24 protein-coding genes are annotated in these 18748 nt (G+C 61.4%); 18 read left to right on the forward strand and 6 right to left on the reverse strand.

The genetic code is table 11. The features are described from left to right. Positions 1-11 precede the first annotated feature (11 nt). From gshB to DK871_RS02785, 7 genes are all read left to right on the forward strand, one after another. The gene (gene gshB, locus DK871_RS02755) at positions 12-983 is read left to right on the forward strand and encodes a glutathione synthase (RefSeq protein WP_161903899.1); all 972 of its coding nucleotides are present in this window, start codon (positions 12-14) and stop codon (positions 981-983) included. 103 nt (positions 984-1086) lie between these two features. Continuing rightward, positions 1087-1992, forward strand: coding sequence for an energy transducer TonB (locus DK871_RS02760; protein ID WP_161903900.1), 906 nt, complete (start codon positions 1087-1089; stop codon positions 1990-1992). 82 nt (positions 1993-2074) lie between these two features. Then, on the forward strand, positions 2075-2644 hold the full coding sequence (locus tag DK871_RS02765; protein ID WP_017139445.1) for a YqgE/AlgH family protein: 570 nt from the start codon (positions 2075-2077) through the stop codon (positions 2642-2644). Next, positions 2644-3081, forward strand: a complete 438-nt coding sequence (gene ruvX / locus DK871_RS02770; protein ID WP_003195067.1) for a Holliday junction resolvase RuvX — start codon at positions 2644-2646, stop codon at positions 3079-3081. The genes DK871_RS02765 and ruvX overlap by 1 nt, the downstream gene beginning before the upstream one ends. Before the next feature lie 148 nt (positions 3082-3229). Next, positions 3230-3736: a bifunctional pyr operon transcriptional regulator/uracil phosphoribosyltransferase PyrR gene (pyrR, locus tag DK871_RS02775; RefSeq protein WP_161903901.1), complete on the forward strand. Its 507-nt coding sequence runs from the start codon at positions 3230-3232 to the stop codon at positions 3734-3736. Positions 3737-3760: 24 nt separating this feature from the next. Next, a complete protein-coding gene (locus DK871_RS02780; RefSeq protein ID WP_014720325.1) occupies positions 3761-4765 on the forward strand; it encodes an aspartate carbamoyltransferase catalytic subunit in 1005 nt (334 codons plus the stop codon). Then, complete coding sequence (locus DK871_RS02785; RefSeq protein WP_161903902.1) at positions 4762-6033, forward strand: dihydroorotase; 1272 nt, start codon at positions 4762-4764, stop codon at positions 6031-6033. Before DK871_RS02780 ends, DK871_RS02785 begins: the two co-directional genes overlap by 4 nt. A 119-nt stretch (positions 6034-6152) precedes the next feature. Here DK871_RS02785 and DK871_RS02790 read toward each other — a convergent pair whose 3' ends face one another. Then, positions 6153-6581, reverse strand: a complete 429-nt coding sequence (locus DK871_RS02790) for a TM2 domain-containing protein (protein ID WP_161903903.1) — start codon at positions 6579-6581, stop codon at positions 6153-6155. Positions 6582-6830: 249 nt separating this feature from the next. Between DK871_RS02790 and DK871_RS02795 the strand changes: the two genes are divergently transcribed. Beyond that, a complete protein-coding gene (locus DK871_RS02795) occupies positions 6831-7469 on the forward strand; it encodes a C40 family peptidase (RefSeq protein ID WP_057710249.1) in 639 nt (212 codons plus the stop codon). A 148-nt stretch (positions 7470-7617) separates the two neighbouring features. Here the strand turns inward: DK871_RS02795 and DK871_RS02800 are convergent, their stop codons facing one another. Further along, complete coding sequence (locus DK871_RS02800; protein WP_161903904.1) at positions 7618-8652, reverse strand: type IV pilus twitching motility protein PilT; 1035 nt, start codon at positions 8650-8652, stop codon at positions 7618-7620. A gap of 57 nt (positions 8653-8709) precedes the next feature. Between DK871_RS02800 and DK871_RS02805 the strand changes: the two genes are divergently transcribed. From DK871_RS02805 to DK871_RS02845, 9 genes are all read left to right on the forward strand, one after another. Beyond that, positions 8710-9396 carry a YggS family pyridoxal phosphate-dependent enzyme gene (locus DK871_RS02805; RefSeq protein WP_161903905.1) on the forward strand — a complete coding sequence of 229 codons (687 nt, stop codon included), beginning with the start codon at positions 8710-8712 and terminating at the stop codon, positions 9394-9396. 33 nt (positions 9397-9429) lie between these two features. Beyond that, entirely contained in the window at positions 9430-10248 is an 819-nt protein-coding gene (gene proC / locus DK871_RS02810) for a pyrroline-5-carboxylate reductase (RefSeq protein ID WP_161903906.1), read from the forward strand. A 25-nt stretch (positions 10249-10273) separates the two neighbouring features. Next, on the forward strand, positions 10274-10861 hold the full coding sequence (locus DK871_RS02815) for a YggT family protein (RefSeq protein WP_161903907.1): 588 nt from the start codon (positions 10274-10276) through the stop codon (positions 10859-10861). Positions 10862-11085: 224 nt separating this feature from the next. Continuing rightward, positions 11086-12225 (forward strand): homoserine O-acetyltransferase, encoded by a 1140-nt coding sequence (locus DK871_RS02820; protein WP_032894712.1) that lies wholly within the window; start codon positions 11086-11088, stop codon positions 12223-12225. 7 nt (positions 12226-12232) lie between these two features. Beyond that, positions 12233-12853 (forward strand): methionine biosynthesis protein MetW, encoded by a 621-nt coding sequence (gene metW / locus DK871_RS02825; protein WP_003195091.1) that lies wholly within the window; start codon positions 12233-12235, stop codon positions 12851-12853. A gap of 21 nt (positions 12854-12874) precedes the next feature. Then, positions 12875-13309: a DUF4426 domain-containing protein gene (locus tag DK871_RS02830; RefSeq protein WP_032894709.1), complete on the forward strand. Its 435-nt coding sequence runs from the start codon at positions 12875-12877 to the stop codon at positions 13307-13309. Beyond that, the gene (gene rdgB, locus DK871_RS02835) at positions 13306-13902 is read left to right on the forward strand and encodes an RdgB/HAM1 family non-canonical purine NTP pyrophosphatase (protein WP_072435374.1); all 597 of its coding nucleotides are present in this window, start codon (positions 13306-13308) and stop codon (positions 13900-13902) included. The genes DK871_RS02830 and rdgB overlap by 4 nt, the downstream gene beginning before the upstream one ends. Beyond that, entirely contained in the window at positions 13899-15101 is a 1203-nt protein-coding gene (gene hemW, locus DK871_RS02840; RefSeq protein ID WP_161903908.1) for a radical SAM family heme chaperone HemW, read from the forward strand. Before rdgB ends, hemW begins: the two co-directional genes overlap by 4 nt. Positions 15102-15120: 19 nt before the next feature. Then, entirely contained in the window at positions 15121-15444 is a 324-nt protein-coding gene (locus tag DK871_RS02845; RefSeq protein ID WP_003195099.1) for a DUF3392 domain-containing protein, read from the forward strand. A 119-nt stretch (positions 15445-15563) separates the two neighbouring features. On the opposite strand, the gene trmB is transcribed toward DK871_RS02845, so the two are convergent. The 4 genes from trmB to DK871_RS02865 form a co-directional block, all read right to left on the reverse strand. Next, positions 15564-16286 (reverse strand): tRNA (guanosine(46)-N7)-methyltransferase TrmB, encoded by a 723-nt coding sequence (gene trmB / locus DK871_RS02850; RefSeq protein ID WP_161903909.1) that lies wholly within the window; start codon positions 16284-16286, stop codon positions 15564-15566. Positions 16287-16295: 9 nt separating this feature from the next. Beyond that, the gene (locus DK871_RS02855; RefSeq protein ID WP_057702112.1) at positions 16296-17090 is read right to left on the reverse strand and encodes a thiazole synthase; all 795 of its coding nucleotides are present in this window, start codon (positions 17088-17090) and stop codon (positions 16296-16298) included. 54 nt (positions 17091-17144) lie between these two features. Then, positions 17145-17345: a sulfur carrier protein ThiS gene (gene thiS / locus DK871_RS02860; protein ID WP_032878918.1), complete on the reverse strand. Its 201-nt coding sequence runs from the start codon at positions 17343-17345 to the stop codon at positions 17145-17147. Between the two features lie 79 nt (positions 17346-17424). Continuing rightward, positions 17425-17799, reverse strand: a complete 375-nt coding sequence (locus DK871_RS02865; protein ID WP_032894704.1) for a DUF423 domain-containing protein — start codon at positions 17797-17799, stop codon at positions 17425-17427. A gap of 74 nt (positions 17800-17873) precedes the next feature. Here DK871_RS02865 and mtgA point away from each other — a divergent pair, with 74 nt between their 5' ends. Next, complete coding sequence (gene mtgA / locus DK871_RS02870; RefSeq protein ID WP_161903910.1) at positions 17874-18596, forward strand: monofunctional biosynthetic peptidoglycan transglycosylase; 723 nt, start codon at positions 17874-17876, stop codon at positions 18594-18596. The last annotated feature ends 152 nt before the right edge of the window (positions 18597-18748 follow it).

Genomic DNA, 18748 nt, shown 5'->3' on the forward strand with positions numbered 1-18748 from the left:
GGAAATCCCCCATGAGCGTTCGCGTCGGCATTGTCATGGACCCTATCGCCAGCATTTCCTATAAAAAGGACAGTTCGCTGGCCATGCTCCTGGCCGCCCAGGCCCGCGGCTGGACCTTGTTCTATATGGAGCAGCGCGACCTTTACCAGGGTGACGGCGAGGCCCGCGCACGCATGCGCCCGCTGCAGGTGTTCGCCAACCCCGAGAAGTGGTTCGAGCTTTCGGATGAAATCGACAGCCCGCTGAGCGACCTCGACGTGATCCTGATGCGCAAGGACCCGCCGTTCGACATGGAGTTTGTGTATTCCACCTACCTGCTGGAGCAGGCCGAACGGGCTGGCGTGTTGATCGTCAACAAACCGCAGAGCCTGCGCGACTGCAATGAAAAGCTGTTCGCCACCCTGTTCCCGCAGTGCACGCCACCGACCGTGGTCAGCCGCCGCGCCGATGTACTGCGTGAATTCGCCGCCAAGCATGGCGATGTGATCCTCAAGCCGCTGGACGGCATGGGCGGCACCTCGATCTTCCGTCACCGCGCCGGCGACCCGAACCTGTCGGTGATCCTCGAAACCCTGACCGCCCTGGGCACCCAGCAGATCATGGGCCAGGCCTACCTGCCGGCGATCAAGGACGGTGACAAGCGCATCCTGATGATCGACGGCGAGCCGGTGGATTATTGCCTGGCGCGTATCCCGGCAGCCGGCGAGACCCGTGGCAACCTGGCCGCCGGTGGTCGCGGTGAAGCGCGGCCGTTGTCGGACAAGGACCGCTGGATCGCCGCTCAAGTCGGCCCGACCCTGCGGGAAAAAGGCCTGCTGTTTGTCGGACTCGACGTAATTGGTGAGAACCTCACTGAAATCAACGTCACCAGCCCGACCTGTATTCGCGAGATCGACAATGCTTTCGGCACCAATATAGGTGAAATGTTGATGGCCGTGATTGCCGAAAAGCTGCAAGTTACAAGCGCCAAGCCGCAAGCTTAAGGCCGACCGAGCCAAAGCTTGCAGCTTGTAACTTGTAGCTTGAAGCTAAAAACCAACATTGCGTTATCATGCCGAACCACGAAACACGCGATGTTGGTTTTTTATGCCCCCTCCGTCCGATCTGCCCCCCGAATTCACCCATAGCGGCGTGCGCCCGGCTGATCGTCTCGGTTTTACCCTGTTCCTCGCTGCGCTGATTCACCTCGCCCTGCTCCTGGGCGTGGGGTTCACCCTGGTCGAACCCAAGCAGATCACCAAGACCCTGGAAATCACCCTCGCCACGTTCAAGAGCGAAAAGAAGCCCGAAAAGGCTGACTTTCTCGCCCAGGACAACCAGCAGGGCAGCGGCACCCTCGACAAGAAAGCCGTGCCCAAGACCACCGAAGTGGCGCCCTTCCACGACAATCAGGTCAAGAAGGTCACCCCGCCGCCGGCGCCCAAGCCCGAGGTCAAGCAGGCCGCGCCCAAGGCTGCGGTAACCACCGTGGCGCCCAAGCCGCAAAAAGCCCCGACCCAGCGCGAAAAGGCCAAGACCGAACCCAAGCCCGAACCGGTGAAACCTGCGCCGACGTTCGACAGCTCGACGCTGTCCGACGAAATTTCCAGCCTGGAAGCCGAACTGGCCCATGAACAACAGCTGTATGCCAAACGCCCGCGCATCTACCGCCTGAACGCGGCCTCGACCATGCGCGACAAAGGCGCCTGGTATAAGGACGAGTGGCGCAAGAAGGTCGAACGTATCGGTAACCTCAATTACCCGGACGAGGCGCGGCGCCAGCAGATTTATGGCAATTTGCGCTTACTGGTGTCGATCAACCGTGACGGCTCGCTGTATGAAGTGCAGGTGCTGGAGTCCTCCGGCCAGCCGCTGCTGGACCAGGCCGCGCAACGTATCGTGCGTCTGGCCGCGCCTTTTGCGCCGTTCAGCGGCGACTTGAACGACGTGGACCGCCTGGAAATCATCCGCACCTGGCGGTTCGCCAAGGGCGACCGGTTGTCCAGCAACTGATCGCACAGATCGTTCCCACGCTCCGCGACCAGGCTCGCGCCCGCACTTGTCAGTTCGTCCCTCCAACGCCACACTAGCGGACATGAAAAACGTCAGCCCGACCTACCTCAAGCACCAATTCCTGATCGCCATGCCCCATATGGCCGACCCGAACTTTGCGCAGACCTTGACCTACATCGTCGAGCACACGGCCAATGGTGCCATGGGGCTGGTGGTCAACCGCCCGCAGGAGCTGAACCTGGCCGATATCCTTGAGCAACTGCGCCCGGAAATCGACCCGCCGGCGCGCTGCCAGGGCGTACCGATCTACATCGGCGGGCCGGTTCAGACCGATCGCGGTTTTGTGCTGCACCCCACCGGGCCCAAGTTCCAGGCCACGGTAGACCTTGAGGGGGTGTCACTGTCCACATCCCAGGACGTGCTGTTCGCCATCGCCGACGGCGTCGGCCCTGAGCAAAGTGTGATCACCCTGGGCTACGCCGGTTGGGAAGCCGGTCAACTGGAGGCCGAACTGGCCAGCAATGCCTGGCTGACCTGCCCGTTCGACGCTGACATCCTGTTCAACACCGCCAGCGAACTGCGCCTGGAAGCGGCAGCAGCCAAGCTGCGGGTCAACCTCAGCCTGCTGACCAGCCAGGCGGGGCACGCCTGATGGCCTTGCGTCTGATCCTCGGTTTTGACTACGGCACCAAACAGATCGGCGTAGCGGTTGGCCAGGTCATCACCGGCCAGGCCCGCGAGCTGTGCACCCTCAAGGCCCAGAACGGCGTACCGGACTGGAACCAGGTCGAAGCCCTCATCAAAGAATGGAAGCCTGACGCAGTGGTAGTCGGCCTGCCCCTGAACATGGATGGCACCCCGAGTGATATGTGCCTGCGCGCCGAGAAGTTCGCGCGCCGCCTCAATGGCCGCTACAACCTGCCCTTCTATACCCACGACGAACGGCTCACCACCTTTGAAGCCAAGGGTGAGCGCCGTGACCGTGGCGGGCAAAAGGGCAGTTATCGCGACAACCCGGTGGATGCCATCGCCGCCGCCTTGCTGTTGCAGGGTTGGCTGGATGAAAACACCGCTTTATTTGAATCCTGACTGACGCGGCTTGCTGCTATGCCGTTTTTGTAGGAGCGAGCTTGCTCGCGAAGAACTCACAGGCACCGCGCACTTGCAGGTTTTCACGCGTTATCGTTGACGTTTTTCGCGAGCAAGCTCGCTCCTACACACTTAACAAGGAGCCACCATGAGCTTGCCGAACCCTGCCGAACTGATCAGCCAGATGGCGATACGCCTCAAGGCGCACCTGGAACACCGTGCCATCAGCGAACCGCGCTTTATCGGCATACGCACCGGTGGCGTGTGGGTGGCCCAGGCATTGCTGAAAGAACTGGGTAGCGATTCGCCTCTGGGCACCCTGGACGTGTCCTTCTACCGCGACGATTTCAGCCAGAACGGCCTGCACCCACAAGTGCGCCCTTCGGCCCTGCCCTTCGAGATCGAAGGCCAGCACCTGGTATTGATCGACGACGTGCTGATGAGCGGCCGCACCATCCGCGCCGCCATGAACGAGCTGTTCGACTATGGCCGCCCGGCCAGCGTGACCCTGGTGTGCCTGCTGGACCTGGATGCTGGCGAGCTGCCGATCAGCCCGGACGTCGTAGGCGCGACCCTGTCGCTTGCACCCCAGCAGCGGGTAAAATTGTCCGGTCCCACGCCGCTCGTACTCGAACTGCAAGACCTTGCCCTTTAAACCGCCTTGTAAAGAGTCCCCGCGATGACGCCTCTAGATGCCAAGCGCCCGCTGCAGCTCAATGCTCAGGGCCAGTTGCAACACTTCTTGTCCCTCGACGGTTTGCCCCGCGAACTGCTCACCGAAATCCTCGACACCGCCGACTCGTTCCTGGAAGTCGGTGGCAGGGCAGTAAAGAAAGTCCCGCTGCTGCGCGGTAAAACCATCTGCAACGTGTTCTTCGAGAACTCCACCCGCACCCGCACCACCTTTGAACTGGCGGCCCAGCGGCTGTCGGCCGATGTGATCACGCTGAACGTGTCCACCTCGTCGGCGAGCAAGGGCGAAACCCTGCTCGATACCCTGCGCAACCTGGAAGCCATGGCAGCCGACATGTTCGTGGTACGTCACGGCGACTCCGGCGCTGCGCATTTCATCGCCGAGCATGTGTGCCCGAACGTGGCGATCATCAATGGCGGCGACGGCCGTCACGCGCACCCGACCCAGGGCATGCTCGACATGCTCACCATTCGTCGGCACAAGGGCAGCTTTGAAAACCTCTCGGTAGCCATCGTCGGCGACATCCTGCATTCGCGGGTGGCACGTTCGAACATGCTGGCTCTCAAGGCCCTGGGTTGCCCGGATATCCGCGTGATCGCGCCCAAGACCCTGTTGCCCATCGGTATCGAACAGTATGGCGTGAAGGTCTACACCGACATGGCCGAAGGCCTCAAGGATGTGGACGTGGTGATCATGCTGCGCCTGCAACGCGAGCGCATGGCTGGGGGCTTGCTGCCCAGCGAAGGTGAGTTCTACCGACTGTTCGGCCTGACCACCGCACGCCTGGCCAAGGCCAAGCCGGATGCCATCGTGATGCACCCCGGGCCGATCAACCGTGGCGTGGAAATTGAGTCGGCGGTGGCCGACGGCCCGCAATCGGTGATTCTCAACCAAGTGACCTACGGCATCGCCGTGCGCATGGCTGTGCTGTCCATGGCCATGAGCGGGCAAACCGCGCAACGTCAATTCGAGCAGGAGCAGGCCCAGTGAAGCTCAGCATTCTCGGCGCCCGAGTCATCGACCCGGCCAGTGGCCTGGACCAAGTTACCGATCTACACCTGGACGCCGGCAAGATCGTCGCCATCGGCGCCGCTCCCGCAGGCTTCAACGCCGGCCAGAACATCGATGCCAAGGGCCTGGTGGCCGCGCCTGGGCTGGTGGACCTGAATGTCGCCTTACGCGAGCCGGGCTACAGCCGCAAAGGCAACATCGCCAGCGAAACCCAAGCCGCCGCAGCCGGTGGCGTGACCAGCCTGTGCTGCCCGCCCAATACCAAGCCGGTGCTGGACACTTCCGCTGTGACCGAGCTGATCCTGGACCGCGCCCGCGAAGCCGGCAATTGCAAAGTGTTTCCCATTGGCGCCTTGAGCAAGGGCCTGGACGGCGAACAACTTGCCGAACTGATCGCCCTGCGTGACGCCGGTTGCGTGGCCTTCGGCAATGGCCTGGAAAGCTTTCGCAGCACACGCACCTTGTGCCGCGCCCTGGAATACGCGGCCACCTTCGACTTGACGGTGATCTTCCATTCCCAGGACCGCGACCTGGCCGAAGGTGGCCTGGCCCATGAAGGCGCAGTGGCCAGCTTCCTCGGCCTGCCGGGCATTCCGGAAACCGCAGAAACCGTGGCCCTGGCCCGTGATTTATTGCTGGTGGAACAAAGCGGCGTGCGTGCGCATTTCAGCCAGTTGACCAGTGCCCGGGGCGTAGCTCTGATCGCCCAGGCCCAGGCCCGCGGCTTGCGGGTAACCGCAGATGTCGCCCTGTACCAACTGATCCTGACGGATGAAGCGCTGATCGACTTCTCCAGCCTGTACCACGTACAGCCCCCGCTGCGCACCAAGGCAGACCGTGACGGTTTGCGTGCGGCAGTGAAGTCGGGTGTGGTGTCGGCGATTTCCAGCCATCACCAACCTCACGAGCGAGATGCCAAGCTGGCACCGTTTGGCGCGACCGAGCCGGGCATCAGCAGCGTGGAGTTGTTGTTGCCACTGGCGATGACGCTGGTGGAAGACGGCTTGCTTGACCTGCCAACACTGCTGGCACGCCTGAGCGCCGGCCCGGCCGAGGCCCTGCGCTTGCCGGCGGGCCAACTGGCGGTGGGCTCACCGGCGGACCTGGTGCTATTCGACCTGGCAAGCTCGACGGTGGCTGGTGAGCGCTGGTTGTCCAAGGGCGAAAACTGCCCGTTCATCGGCCACAGCCTGCCGGCGACGGTGCGGTATACCTTGATGGATGGGCGGATCAGCTATCAGGCTTGAAGCGGCCAAAACTGTAGGAGCGAGCTTGCTCGCGAAAAACGTATAGGCGACGAAGGCTATCTGTTAGCACTACGTCATCGTTGACGCTCTTCGCGAGCAAGCTCGCTCCTACAGGTTATTCAGCGCCCGCTGTTGCGCTCGGCATTGCGGATCGAGATCTGCGTGTTCAGCGTCCAGAAGTCATACAGCACCCCAATCAGGAACAAACCACCGGTCAGCAGGTAGATCAGGCCGGTGATCCATTTGCCCTGATACATACGGTGCACACCAAACACCCCCAGGAACGCCAACAGAATCCAGGCCACGTTGTATTCGATGGGCCCAGCGGTAAAGCGCAGGTCGGCTTCACGGTCCATGGCCGGGATCAGGAACAAGTCGATCAGCCAGCCGATACCCAGCAAGCCGAAGGTGAAAAACCAGATCGTACCGGTCACGGGTTTGCCGTAATAAAAGCGGTGAGCCCCGGTAAAACCGAAAATCCACAGCAGGTAACCGATCACCTTGCTGTGGGTGTCTTGCTGCTGACCAACCTGTTGATAGGTGTTCATGAAGGACCTCTTTTGCGTCGATAGATAAATTTTTTCATTTTCTTTGTGACTTTTTTACGGGCGCCCGACGTACGGTAAATGGTATCTTCCTGCCCTCAAAGCCTTGTGCCACCTGCCTTGTGTAGGACAATTGCGGCGAATCGTCGCGTTTTTCCTGAGTTTGACCCCAAGGTTCAGTCGACAAACGGCCTGAGAACAGCACAAAAAGCTGTTATAAAGTTGCGCGCAAACCCATAAGAGCCACGCCTAATGCGACCATTTTTCAAGACATGGCTAACCATTTGCCTATTAATGCCACTGGCCGCCCACGCCACCAATCGTGAGCAACGACTTCCGAACGTTAACGGTTTCACCCCTAAAGTCCATAGCACGCCCAGCACTGCCAAATCGGCAAAGCCAACCGTCAGCCGCCCGACTCAACTGAGCAAGGTCAACGGCAAAGCGCTTTCCACCCAGCTGGCCGTGAACACCAAACAAAGCAGCAACGTCTTGAGCCGTGCCGTCAACGTGCTCGGTACACCTTATCGTTGGGGCGGCAGCAGCCCAAGTAAAGGGTTCGACTGCAGCGGCCTGGTGAAATATGCATTTAACGATGTAAAAGCAGTGGACCTGCCCCGCACCTCCAACGCCATGGCAGCTGGCCACGGGTTGAAGGTTGACCGCAAGGACCTCAAACCGGGCGACCTGTTGTTCTTCAAGCTCAAGAGCCGCCAGGTCAACCACGTTGCCATCTACCTGGGCAACGACCGTTTTATCCACGCACCGCGCCGTGGCAAGTCGGTGAGCATCGACACGCTGAAAAAGCCGTTCTGGGACAAGAACTACGTGATTGCCAAGCGGGTACTGCCTAAAGAGCAGAACAGCAACCTGCGGATCGTGCAGCGCTAAGCCAGGCGCCACTGAAGCTCCCCATTTGAAATGCAATCAAATGTGGGAGCTGGCTTGCCTGCGATGACGGTGTGTCAGTTGGCAGAGAGAGTGCCTTACAGTCCGCTATCGCAGGCAAGCCAGCTCCCACATTGTGTATCTGTGCACTTCAGATATCTGCCGGCACCCTCGCCTTCTCCCGCGCCTCTTCCCGGCTAATCACTCCCGCGCCAACCAACGCCTTCAAACTCATATCCAGGGTCTTCATCCCCAACGCCCCACCTGTCTGGATCGCCGAAACCATCTGCGCCACCTTGTCTTCGCGAATCAAGTTTCGAATCGCCGGGGTACCCAGCATGATTTCATGGGCGGCCACGCGCCCGCCGCCCACCTTCTTCACCAGCACCTGGGACACCACCGCCTGCAACGACTCCGACAGCATCGAGCGGACCATGGCCTTCTCCCCGGCCGGGAAGACGTCCACCAGCCTGTCTACCGTTTTTGCCGCCGACGAGGTGTGCAGGGTGCCGAACACCAGGTGACCGGTCTCTGCTGCCGTCAGCGCCTGGCGGATGGTTTCCAGGTCGCGCAGTTCACCCACCAGGATCACATCCGGATCTTCCCGCAGGGCTGAACGCAGGGCCACTGAGAAACTGTGGGTATCGCGATGCACCTGCCGCTGGTTGACCAGGGCCATTTTCGGCCTGTGGATAAACTCGATGGGGTCTTCCAGCGTGAGGATATGCTGGCGTCGATGCCGGTTGAGGTCGTCGATCATCGCCGCCAGGGTCGTGGACTTGCCCGAACCGGTGGGCCCGGTCACCAGCACCAGGCCGCGCGGGAGGCGGGCGATTCGCTGGAACACCTCGCCCAATCCCAGGTCCTCCAGGCTCTGGACCTCAGTCGCAATAGCCCGGAACACCGCACCCACACCGCGCTCCTGGCGGAACACGTTCGCCCGGAACCGGGCGACGCCTGGCAATTCGAAGGCAAAATCCGTTTCAAGAGATGTTTCGAAATCCTTTTGTTGATGTTTATTCAGCAACGGGCTCAATAAGTCGACCACTTGGGTAGCGTTCAGCGCCGGCCCATCCATGGGCCAAACCTCGCCATCAATGCGCAGCATCGGTGCCAGGCCGGCTGACAGATGCAGGTCTGAGGCGCCTCGGCTTACGCTGGCCGCCAGCAATTGCGTGATATCCATAGGGCTTTCCATTTCCAGTAGAATGCCGCGGACTCCATATCCACGGGCGCATCTTGAATGTCGACGATAGCAGACAACATCGGCCTGGTTAGCCAGCGCATCCGCGCCGCAGCCGACGCCGTGCAACGTGACGCAAACAGCATCCACCTGCTGGCCGTGAGCAAGACCAAACCCGCGCAGGCAGTGCGTGAAGCCTATGCCGCCGGGCTGCGCGACTTTGGTGAAAACTACCTGCAGGAAGCCCTGGGCAAACAGGCGGATTTAACCGACCTGCCCTTGAGTTGGCACTTCATCGGCCCCATTCAATCGAACAAGACTCGCGCCATCGCCGAGCACTTCGCTTGGGTGCATTCCGTGGACCGCCTGAAAATCGCACAACGCCTGTCCGAACAACGCCCGGCCGACCTGCCGCCGCTCAATATCTGCATCCAGGTCAATGTCAGTGGCGAAGCCAGCAAGTCTGGCTGCACACCCGCCGACCTGCCGGCCCTGGCCACTGCGATCAGCGCCCTGCCGCGCTTGAAGCTGCGGGGCTTGATGGCGATTCCCGAGCCGACGCAAGACCGGGCGGAGCAGGATGTGGCGTTCGCCACGGTGCGCGACTTGCAAGCCAGCTTGAACCTGGAGCTGGACACACTTTCCATGGGCATGAGCCACGACCTTGAGTCGGCCATTGCCCAAGGCGCCACCTGGGTGCGGATCGGTACCGCCCTGTTTGGCGCCCGCGACTACGGCCAGCCGTGAAATGGCTGACATCCCTCGAAATAAGGACCTGTCATGAGCAACACGCGTATTGCCTTTATCGGCGCCGGTAACATGGCGGCCAGCCTGATCGGTGGCCTGCGGGCCAAGGGCCTGGACGCCGAGCAGATCCGCGCCAGCGACCCGGGCGCTGAGACCCGCGAGCGCGTCAGCGCCGAACACAGCATCCAGACCTTCGCCGATAACGCCGAGGCCATCCACGGCGTCGATGTGATCGTGCTGGCGGTCAAGCCCCAAGCCATGAAGGCCGTGTGCGAGAGCCTGTGCCCGAACCTGCAACCTCACCAACTGGTGGTGTCGATTGCCGCTGGCATCACCTGCGCCAGCATGACCCACTGGCTCGGTGCCCAGCCCATTGTGCGCTGCATGCCCAACACCCCGGCGCTGCTGCGCCAGGGCGTCAGCGGTTTGTATGCCACCGGCGAAGTTACCGCGCAGCAACGTGACCAGGCCCAGGAACTGCTGTCTGCGGTGGGCATCGCCGTGTGGCTGGAGCAGGAACAGCAACTGGATGCGGTCACCGCCGTCTCCGGCAGTGGCCCGGCCTACTTCTTCCTGTTGATCGAGGCCATGACGGCCGCCGGCGTCAAGCTGGGCCTGCCCCACGACGTGGCCGAGCAACTGGCGGAACAAACCGCCCTTGGCGCCGCGAAAATGGCAGTCGGCAGCGAGGTGGATGCCGCCGAACTGCGCCGTCGCGTCACCTCGCCAGGCGGCACCACACAAGCGGCTATCGAGTCGTTCCAGGCCGGGGGCTTTGAAGCCCTGGTGGAAACAGCACTGGGTGCCGCCGCACACCGTTCAGCCGAGATGGCTGAGCAACTGGGCAAATAGTCGTCCCTTACCAAGGTAATCAAACATGCTCGGAATCAATGACGCTGCCATTTTCATCATCCAGACCCTGGGCAGCCTGTACCTGCTGATCGTGCTGATGCGCTTTATCCTGCAACTGGTGCGCGCGAACTTCTACAACCCGCTGTGCCAGTTCGTGGTGAAGGCCACCCAACCGCTGCTAAAGCCGCTGCGCCGGGTGATCCCGAGCCTGTTCGGCCTGGACATGTCGTCGCTGGTGCTGGCGCTGTTGCTGCAGATTTTGCTGTTCGTGGTGATCCTGATGCTCAATGGCTACCAGGCCTTCACCGTGCTGCTGTTGCCATGGGGCCTGATCGGGGTTTTCTCGCTGTTCCTGAAGATCATTTTCTGGTCGATGATCATCAGCGTGATCCTCTCCTGGGTCGCACCGGGCAGCCGTAGCCCGGGTGCCGAGTTGGTCTATCAGATCACCGAGCCGGTGCTGGCGCCGTTCCGTCGCCTGATCCCCAACCTGGGCGGCCTGGATATTTCGCCGATCTTTGCGTTTATCGCGATTCAACTGCTGCAGAGCTGGGTGATTCCACGCCTGGCCTACTATGCGTTCATGCCAAAAGAGTTGTTTGGCCTGATCTGAATGCCGTAACCCTATGGGGGGGGCTGGCTTGTGTGGGAGCTGGCTTGCCTGCGATAGCATCACCTCGGTGTGTCTGAAAAACCGCGGTGCCTGCATCGCGGGCAAGCCCGGCTCCCACATAAATCTCTCCCACATTTTGTATCTGCGTATGGGTGCAGGCCTTTGCTTGCCGCTAGGGTCCCCGCTCTTTAGACTTACGCCTCATTTAAACGAGAGCAGGGTCGATGCCAGCTGCCTTCCCCCCCGATTCTGTTGGACTGGTCGTGCCACAAGTGGCGCATTTCAGCGAACCCCTGGCCCTGGCCTGCGGCCGTTCGTTGCCAGCCTACGACCTGATCTACGAAACCTATGGCCAACTGAACGCCACGGCGAGCAACGCCGTGCTGATCTGCCATGCCTTATCCGGCCATCATCACGCCGCCGGCTTCCATAGCGTTGACGACCGCAAGCCCGGCTGGTGGGACAGTTGCATCGGCCCCGGCAAGCCCATCGATACCAATAAGTTCTTTGTGGTCAGCCTGAACAACCTCGGCGGCTGCAACGGCTCCACCGGCCCCAGCAGCCTCAACCCGGAAACCGGCAAACCGTTCGGCGCCGACTTCCCAGTGCTGACCGTGGAAGACTGGGTGCACAGCCAGGCACGCCTGGCCGACCTGCTGGGCATCAGCCAGTGGGCCGCCGTGATTGGCGGCAGCCTGGGCGGCATGCAGGCCCTGCAATGGACCATCACTTACCCGGACCGCGTGCGTCATTGCCTGGCCATCGCCTCGGCGCCCAAGTTGTCGGCGCAAAACATCGCCTTCAACGAAGTGGCGCGCCAGGCGATCCTCACCGACCCCGAGTTCCACGGCGGTTCGTTCCAGGAAGCGGGCGTGATCCCCAAGCGCGGCCTGATGCTGGCGCGGATGGTCGGCCACATTACCTACCTGTCCGACGATTCCATGGGCGAGAAATTCGGCCGTGGCCTCAAGAGCGAGAAGCTCAACTACGACTTCCACAGCGTCGAGTTCCAGGTGGAGAGCTACCTGCGTTACCAGGGCGAGGAGTTCTCGGGGCGCTTTGACGCCAACACCTACCTGCTGATGACCAAGGCCCTGGACTACTTCGACCCAGCCGCCAACCACGATGACGACCTGGCGAAAACCTTCGAGCACGCCACGGCCAAGTTCTGCGTGATGTCGTTCACCACTGACTGGCGCTTTTCGCCGGCACGCTCCCGTGAGCTGGTGGATGCCCTGATGGCCGCCAAGAAAGACGTCTGCTACCTGGAGATCGATGCACCGCAAGGCCACGACGCCTTCCTGATTCCGATCCCACGCTACCTGCAGGCGTTCAGTAACTACATGAACCGCATTACTTTGTGAGAACGCCATGAGAGCCGACCTGGAAATCATCCAAGACTGGATCCCCGCCGGCAGCCGCGTGCTCGACCTGGGCTGTGGCGACGGCGAACTGCTGAGCTGGCTGCGCGACCACAAGCAAGTCACCGGCTACGGCCTGGAAAACGACCCGGACAACATCGCCCAGTGCGTAGCCAAGGGCATCAACGTGATCGAGCAGGACCTGGACAAGGGCCTGGGCAACTTTGCCAGCAACAGCTTCGATATCGTGGTGATGACCCAGGCCCTGCAAGCGGTGCACTACCCGGACCGCATCCTCGACGAAATGCTGCGCGTGGGCCGCCAATGCATCATCACCTTCCCCAACTTTGGCCACTGGCGCTGCCGCTGGTACCTGGCCACCAAGGGGCGCATGCCGGTCTCCGACTTCCTGCCGTACACCTGGTACAACACGCCGAACATCCACTTTTGCACCTTCGAAGACTTTGAAGCCCTGTGTGGCGAGCGTGAAGCCAAGGTGATCAACCGCCTTGCCGTCGATCAACAGCACCGCCACGGCTGGGCGAGTAAGCTATGGCCCAACCTGTTGGGCGAAATTGGTATTTACCGAGTCAGCAGTCCTGGCCTGACCGACCACAAAGTTGCCGTCTAATCATCTTCAAGAGGGACGTTCATGAGTCGTTTGGCTATTTTTCTATTGACCGCATGCCTGGGCGCCAGCGCCATGGCCGCCGACACTATCGACGCTAATCGCAAGAAAGACTTTGGCGATATCACCGTCCATTACAACACCTTCACCTCAAGCTTCCTGCCACCCGAGACCGCCCAGAAAGTCGGTGTGGTGCGCAGCAAGGAGAAGGGTTTGATCAACGTGACCGTGATCAAGGGCGTAAGCCCAGTGGCCGCGCAAGTCACCGGTACCATCAAGGACCTGGGCGGTAAAAGCGAGATCCTGACGTTCAAGCAGATCGAAGAAAAAGGCGGTATCAGCTACCTCGCGCCCTACACCGTGACGCAACGGGAATACAAGACCTTCACCATCAACGTTGAAACCGGCGGCAAGGCCCACGGCTTCCAATTCAACCAAGAACTGTTCCCGGCCCAATGATGAACCTTACCCAACTCGTACTCGCCAGCCATAACGCCGGCAAACTCAAAGAACTGCAGGCCATGCTCGGTGAGTCTGTGCACCTGCGTTCGATTGGCGAGTTCAGCCAGGTCGAACCGGAAGAGACCGGCCTGTCGTTCGTCGAGAACGCCATCCTCAAGGCCCGCAATGCCGCACGTATCTCTGGCCTGCCAGCCCTGGCGGATGATTCGGGCCTGGCCGTGGACTTCCTCGGCGGCGCCCCTGGCATCTACTCCGCCCGTTACGCCGACGGCAAGGGCGACGCAGCCAACAACGCCAAGCTGCTCGACGCCCTCAAGGACGTGCCGGAGTCCGAGCGTGGTGCGCAGTTCGTCTGCGTGCTGGCCCTGGTGCGGCATGCCGATGACCCGTTGCCGATTCTGTGCGAAGGCCTGTGGCACGGGCGCATCCTGCAGGCCGCCAGCGGTGAGCATGGGTTTGGCTATGACCCGCTGTTCTGGGTGCCGGAGCGCAATGTCTCCAGCGCCGAACTGAGCCCGGCCGACAAGAACCAGATCAGCCACCGCGCGCGCGCCATGGCGTTGCTGCGCCAGCGCCTGGGTTTGAAATGACCCAGAACACCTCTGCGCAGCCGCTGATCCACGGCGGCGCGCAAACACCCCGGGCGGCCCTGCCCCATCTGCCGCCCCTGGCGCTGTACATCCACATTCCGTGGTGCGTGCGCAAATGCCCGTATTGCGACTTCAACTCCCACACCGCGAGCAAAGTGCTGCCAGAAGAAGAGTATGTGGATGCCCTGCTGGCCGACCTGGACCAAGACCTGCACGCCGTGTATGGCCGCAAGCTGAGTTCGATCTTCTTTGGCGGCGGCACGCCCAGCCTGTTCAGCGCGGCTGCACTGGGCCGTCTGCTCAAGGGCGTTGAAGCGCGCATCCCGTTTGCCGACGATATCGAGATCACCCTGGAAGCCAACCCCGGGACGTTCGAACAAGAGAAGTTCGTGGCGTACCGCAAGCTGGGGATCAATCGCCTGTCCATCGGCATCCAGAGCTTCCAGCAAGAGAAGCTTGAAGCTCTGGGCCGTATCCACAATGGCGATGAAGCCGTGCGCGCCGCCGGCATGGCGCGCCAGGCCGGGTTCGACAACTTCAACCTGGACTTGATGCACGGCTTGCCCAACCAGTCTTTGGAAGACGCCTTGGGCGACCTGCGCCAGGCCATTGCACTCAAGCCCACGCACCTGTCCTGGTACCAGTTGACCCTGGAGCCCAACACCGTGTTCTGGAACCAGCCACCCGCGCTGCCTGAAGACGACACGCTGTGGGATATCCAGGAAGCCGGCCAGGCGCTGCTGGCCGAACACGGTTACGCACAATATGAAGTCTCGGCCTACGCCCAACCGGGGCGGCCGGCGCGGCATAACCTCAATTACTGGAGCTTTGGCGACTTTATCGGTATCGGCGCCGGCGCCCACGGCAAGCTCAGCCACCCGGACGGGCGCATCATCCGCACCTGGAAAACCCGTGCACCGAAGGACTACCTCAACCCGGCCAAAAGCTTCCAGGCCGGCGCGAAAGAACTGACCAACGATGAACTGCCGTTCGAGTTCCTGATGAACGCGCTACGCCTCACCGAAGGGGTTGATGCCAAGCTCTACGCCGAGCGCACCGGCCTTGCTCTGGCGAGCCTCGACGAAGGCCGCCGCGACGCAGAACAAAGTGGATTAATGCAGGTCGAACCGTCACGCCTGGCGGCCACCGACCGCGGGCAACTCTTTCTCAATGACCTGTTGCAGAAGTTTTTGAGCTGATAGCTCTTAAGGAAATCGAATGGATCTGGTACTCGACCTGCTCGCCACCGTATCCCGCTGGAGCCGTAGCAACCTGTCGGAAATCTCGTTGGCTCTTGTAGGCTGTTTGCTGGTGCTGTTTGGCGCCGACATTAAGGGCTGGGTCGAAGCGCGCCTGGGCAGCATCGCCGGCGCCTTGCGCGTCCCCTTGATGGCCCTGCTGTGCCTGATCGGCAGCGGCGCAGCGTTGATCTACGCCACGCCGTGGATTGTGCGGGGGTTGAGCCAGTTCAATAACTACAGCCTGGCGCCGGTATTGATCGTGGTGCTGGTGTTGATTGGCGTTGTTGCAGACCGCCGCTGACCCCAACCCCATCCCCTGTAGGAGCGAGCTTGCTCGCGAAGAACGCACAGGCGACGCAGACTATCTGATAGCGCTGCGTTATCGTTGACGTTTTTCGCGAGCAAGCTCGCTCCTACAGTTTATTGCTTCTCGAACTTCAAATCCCACACCCCATGCCCCAATCGCTCGCCACGGCGTTCGAACTTGGTGATCGGCCGCTCGGCCGGGCGTGGTACGCATTTGCCGTCTTCGGCCAGGTTGCGGTAGCCAGGGGCAACGTTCATCACTTCCAGCATGTATTCCGCATACGGCTCCCAGTCGGTGGCCATGTGCAGGATGCCGCCTACTTTCAGCTTGCTGCGCACCAGCTCCGCGAAGGACGCCTGGACGATGCGGCGCTTGTGGTGACGGGCCTTGTGCCATGGGTCGGGGAAGAACAGCATCAGGCGGTCGAGGCTGTTGTCAGCGATGCAGCGGTTGAGCACTTCAATCGCGTCGCAGTCGTAGACCCGCAGGTTTTTCAGGCCTTGGGTCAGCACACCGTTGAGCAGTGCGCCGACACCTGGACGGTGAACTTCCACGCCGATGAAATCCTGCTCCGGCGCGGCTGCGGCCATTTCCAGCAGGGAATGGCCCATGCCGAAACCGATTTCCAGAGAGCGTGGGGCTGAACGGCCAAACACCTGGTCGTAGTCCACCGGCGCATCGGCCAGGGGCAACACGAACAGCGGCGCGCCCTGTTCCAGGCCCTTTTGTTGGCCTTCGGTCATGCGACCGGCGCGCATCACAAAACTCTTGATGCGGCGGTGCTTGGACTCGTCGCCCTCTTCCACGGTGTTCGGCGTTTCGTTTGATTCAGTCATCAATAGCTCTTACTTGATCAGACCATCCAGCGGCGAAGAGGCGCTGGCATAGAGTTTTTTCGGCATGCGCCCGGCGAGGTAGGCCAGGCGGCCCGCGACGATGGCGTGGTTCATGGCTTGGGCCATCATGACCGGTTGCTGGGCATGGGCAATGGCCGAGTTCATCAGTACGGCGTCGCAGCCCAGTTCCATGGCGATGGTGGCGTCGGAGGCAGTGCCCACACCCGCATCCACCAGTACCGGAATCTTGGCTTCTTCGAGGATGATCTGCAGGTTATACGGATTGCAGATCCCCAGGCCGGAACCGATCAGACCGGCCAGCGGCATCACCGCGATGCAGCCGATTTCTGCCAGTTGGCGCGCAATGATCGGGTCATCGCTGGTGTAGACCATCACGTCGAAACCTTCCTTGACCAGGGTTTCGGCGGCCTTGAGGGTTTCGATCACGTTGGGGAACAGGGTTTTCTGGTCGGCCAGCACTTCCAGCTTCACCAGGTTGTGGCCGTCGAGCAGCTCACGGGCCAGGCGGCAGGTGCGCACGGCTTCGATGGCGTCGTAGCAGCCAGCGGTGTTTGGCAGGAAGGTGTAGCGCTGCGGCGACAGCACTTCGAGCAGGTTCGGTTCGCCCTCGATCTGGCCGAGGTTGGTGCGGCGCACGGCGAAGGTGACGATCTCGGCGCCCGAGGCTTCGATGGCCAGGCGGGTTTCTTCCATGTCGCGGTACTTGCCGGTGCCGACCAGCAGACGGGACTGGTAGGTACGACCGGCCAGGACGAAAGGCTTGTCGCTACGAACGATGCTCATGGGAAATCCTCTGGTTGGATGAGGTTCTGCAGAATGCGTTGCGGCCGTGGCGGGCTAGCCGCCGCCGATGGCGTGGACCACTTCGACCTGGTCGTTTTCTTTCAGCGAGGTCTCGGCGTGCTGGCTACGCGGGACGATATCCAGGTTGAGCTCCACTGCGACGCGACGCCCGGTCAGGTCCAGACGGGTCAGCAGGGCCGCAACGGTTTCGCCGTCGGGCAGTTCAAAGGGTTCGCCGTTCAACTGAATGCGCATGCCACGGGCCGCCATCGTTTTTAGGGGCCCGCATTCTAGCGCGATTGGAACCTGAAGGTCAGCTCCAAGCGTCAAGCGGTCAAAGCTGCAAGCGCCACGCCGCCAGGCCCAGGAAGAACCAGCCGAGCAGGAACGCCAGCCCGCCAAACGGCGTGATGATCCCCAGTTTACTGATGCCGGTCATCGTCAGCACATACAGGCTGCCCGAGAACAGCAGGATGCCGACGGTGAACGAAACACCCGCCCAGGTCACCAGCCGGCCCGGAATATGCGCCGCCAGCAAGGCCACGCCGAACAATGCCAGAGCATGCACCAACTGGTAGGTCACGCCGGTATGGAAGATCGCCAGGTAGTCGGCGCTCAGGCGGTTTTTCAGGCCATGGGCGGCGAACGCGCCCAGGGCGACACCGGTAAAGCCGAAAAAGGCAGCCAGCATCAGAAAGCTACGCAGCATGGGGAACTCCAGTCAGACTCATCGGGCAGGGTCTGTATAATGGCCCGCTCAACGGGTTCGGCCAAGCCATCTCTATGCTGCGTGTCCTCTTCAAACGCTTTCTCAACGTCGTGAAATGGTTTGCCATCGGCAGTGTGTTGCTGGTGCTGCTGTTTCGTGTGGTGCCGCCGCCGTTCACTGCACTGATGGTGGAGCGCAAGGTCGAGTCCTGGGTCGACGGAGAGCCTATCGACCTGCAACGCAGCTGGGTGCCGTGGGATGAAATCTGCGATGACCTCAAAGTGGCGGTAATGGCCGGTGAAGACCAGCGCTTCCCGCAACATTGGGGTTTTGATTTCGGCGCGATCCAGGCGGCGATTCTGCACAACGAACGCGGCGGCTCGATTCGCGGTGCCAGCACCCTGAGCCAGCAAGTGTCGAAAAACCTGTTCCTGTGGGCCGGCCGCAGCTATTTGCGCAAAGGCCTGGAGGCGTGGTTTACCGGGTTGATCGAGGTGTTGTGGCCCAAGCAGCGGATTCTTGAGGTGTACCTCAACAGCGTGGAATGGGATGAAGGTGTGTTTGGCGCAGAAGCGGCGGCGCGGCGCCATTTTGGCGTGAGTGCCAAGGGCCTTTCGCGGCAGCAGGCCAGTTACCTGGCGGCGGTGTTGCCCAATCCACGGGTGTGGAGTGCCAGCCATCCGACGGCCTATGTGGCACGTAGAGCGGCATGGATTCGTCAGCAGATGAGCCAGTTGGGTGGGGATGGTTATCTGGTTGAGCTGAACAACTCTCGAAAGGCACCCTGGTCCGACTGACACAATACGGGACCTGTGGGAGCTGGCTTGCCTGCGAAGACGGCCTGACAGCCGACCAAGATGTTGGGTCTGACCGGTACATATCCGTTATTTAGGTAACGGCCACTTAGGGTTCCGCCCTGACGGCGGCTCACTTTTGAAAAGCGCAAAAG

The organism is Pseudomonas sp. L13, from assembly GCF_009935965.1.
In the GTDB taxonomy this organism is placed as follows: domain Bacteria; phylum Pseudomonadota; class Gammaproteobacteria; order Pseudomonadales; family Pseudomonadaceae; genus Aquipseudomonas; species Aquipseudomonas lactis.

What these genes read in the sequence shown, in the direction of transcription:
- DK871_RS02855 (WP_057702112.1), bottom strand. Translation starts at nt 17,090, where the DNA reads ATGAGCATCGTTCGTAGCGACAAGCCTTTCGTCCTGGCCGGTCGTACC.
- DK871_RS02765 (WP_017139445.1), top strand. Translation starts at nt 2,075, where the DNA reads ATGAAAAACGTCAGCCCGACCTACCTCAAGCACCAATTCCTGATCGCC.
- DK871_RS02795 (WP_057710249.1), top strand. Translation starts at nt 6,831, where the DNA reads ATGCGACCATTTTTCAAGACATGGCTAACCATTTGCCTATTAATGCCA.
- DK871_RS02830 (WP_032894709.1), top strand. Translation starts at nt 12,875, where the DNA reads ATGAGTCGTTTGGCTATTTTTCTATTGACCGCATGCCTGGGCGCCAGC.
- mtgA (WP_161903910.1), top strand. Translation starts at nt 17,874, where the DNA reads ATGCTGCGTGTCCTCTTCAAACGCTTTCTCAACGTCGTGAAATGGTTT.
- ruvX (WP_003195067.1), top strand. Translation starts at nt 2,644, where the DNA reads ATGGCCTTGCGTCTGATCCTCGGTTTTGACTACGGCACCAAACAGATC.
- proC (WP_161903906.1), top strand. Translation starts at nt 9,430, where the DNA reads ATGAGCAACACGCGTATTGCCTTTATCGGCGCCGGTAACATGGCGGCC.
- trmB (WP_161903909.1), bottom strand. Translation starts at nt 16,286, where the DNA reads ATGACTGAATCAAACGAAACGCCGAACACCGTGGAAGAGGGCGACGAG.
- pyrR (WP_161903901.1), top strand. Translation starts at nt 3,230, where the DNA reads ATGAGCTTGCCGAACCCTGCCGAACTGATCAGCCAGATGGCGATACGC.
- DK871_RS02815 (WP_161903907.1), top strand. Translation starts at nt 10,274, where the DNA reads ATGCTCGGAATCAATGACGCTGCCATTTTCATCATCCAGACCCTGGGC.
- DK871_RS02760 (WP_161903900.1), top strand. Translation starts at nt 1,087, where the DNA reads ATGCCCCCTCCGTCCGATCTGCCCCCCGAATTCACCCATAGCGGCGTG.
- DK871_RS02845 (WP_003195099.1), top strand. Translation starts at nt 15,121, where the DNA reads ATGGATCTGGTACTCGACCTGCTCGCCACCGTATCCCGCTGGAGCCGT.
- DK871_RS02800 (WP_161903904.1), bottom strand. Translation starts at nt 8,652, where the DNA reads ATGGATATCACGCAATTGCTGGCGGCCAGCGTAAGCCGAGGCGCCTCA.
- thiS (WP_032878918.1), bottom strand. Translation starts at nt 17,345, where the DNA reads ATGCGCATTCAGTTGAACGGCGAACCCTTTGAACTGCCCGACGGCGAA.
- hemW (WP_161903908.1), top strand. Translation starts at nt 13,899, where the DNA reads ATGACCCAGAACACCTCTGCGCAGCCGCTGATCCACGGCGGCGCGCAA.
- metW (WP_003195091.1), top strand. Translation starts at nt 12,233, where the DNA reads ATGAGAGCCGACCTGGAAATCATCCAAGACTGGATCCCCGCCGGCAGC.
- DK871_RS02780 (WP_014720325.1), top strand. Translation starts at nt 3,761, where the DNA reads ATGACGCCTCTAGATGCCAAGCGCCCGCTGCAGCTCAATGCTCAGGGC.
- DK871_RS02820 (WP_032894712.1), top strand. Translation starts at nt 11,086, where the DNA reads ATGCCAGCTGCCTTCCCCCCCGATTCTGTTGGACTGGTCGTGCCACAA.
- DK871_RS02790 (WP_161903903.1), bottom strand. Translation starts at nt 6,581, where the DNA reads ATGAACACCTATCAACAGGTTGGTCAGCAGCAAGACACCCACAGCAAG.
- DK871_RS02865 (WP_032894704.1), bottom strand. Translation starts at nt 17,799, where the DNA reads ATGCTGCGTAGCTTTCTGATGCTGGCTGCCTTTTTCGGCTTTACCGGT.
- rdgB (WP_072435374.1), top strand. Translation starts at nt 13,306, where the DNA reads ATGATGAACCTTACCCAACTCGTACTCGCCAGCCATAACGCCGGCAAA.
- gshB (WP_161903899.1), top strand. Translation starts at nt 12, where the DNA reads ATGAGCGTTCGCGTCGGCATTGTCATGGACCCTATCGCCAGCATTTCC.
- DK871_RS02805 (WP_161903905.1), top strand. Translation starts at nt 8,710, where the DNA reads ATGTCGACGATAGCAGACAACATCGGCCTGGTTAGCCAGCGCATCCGC.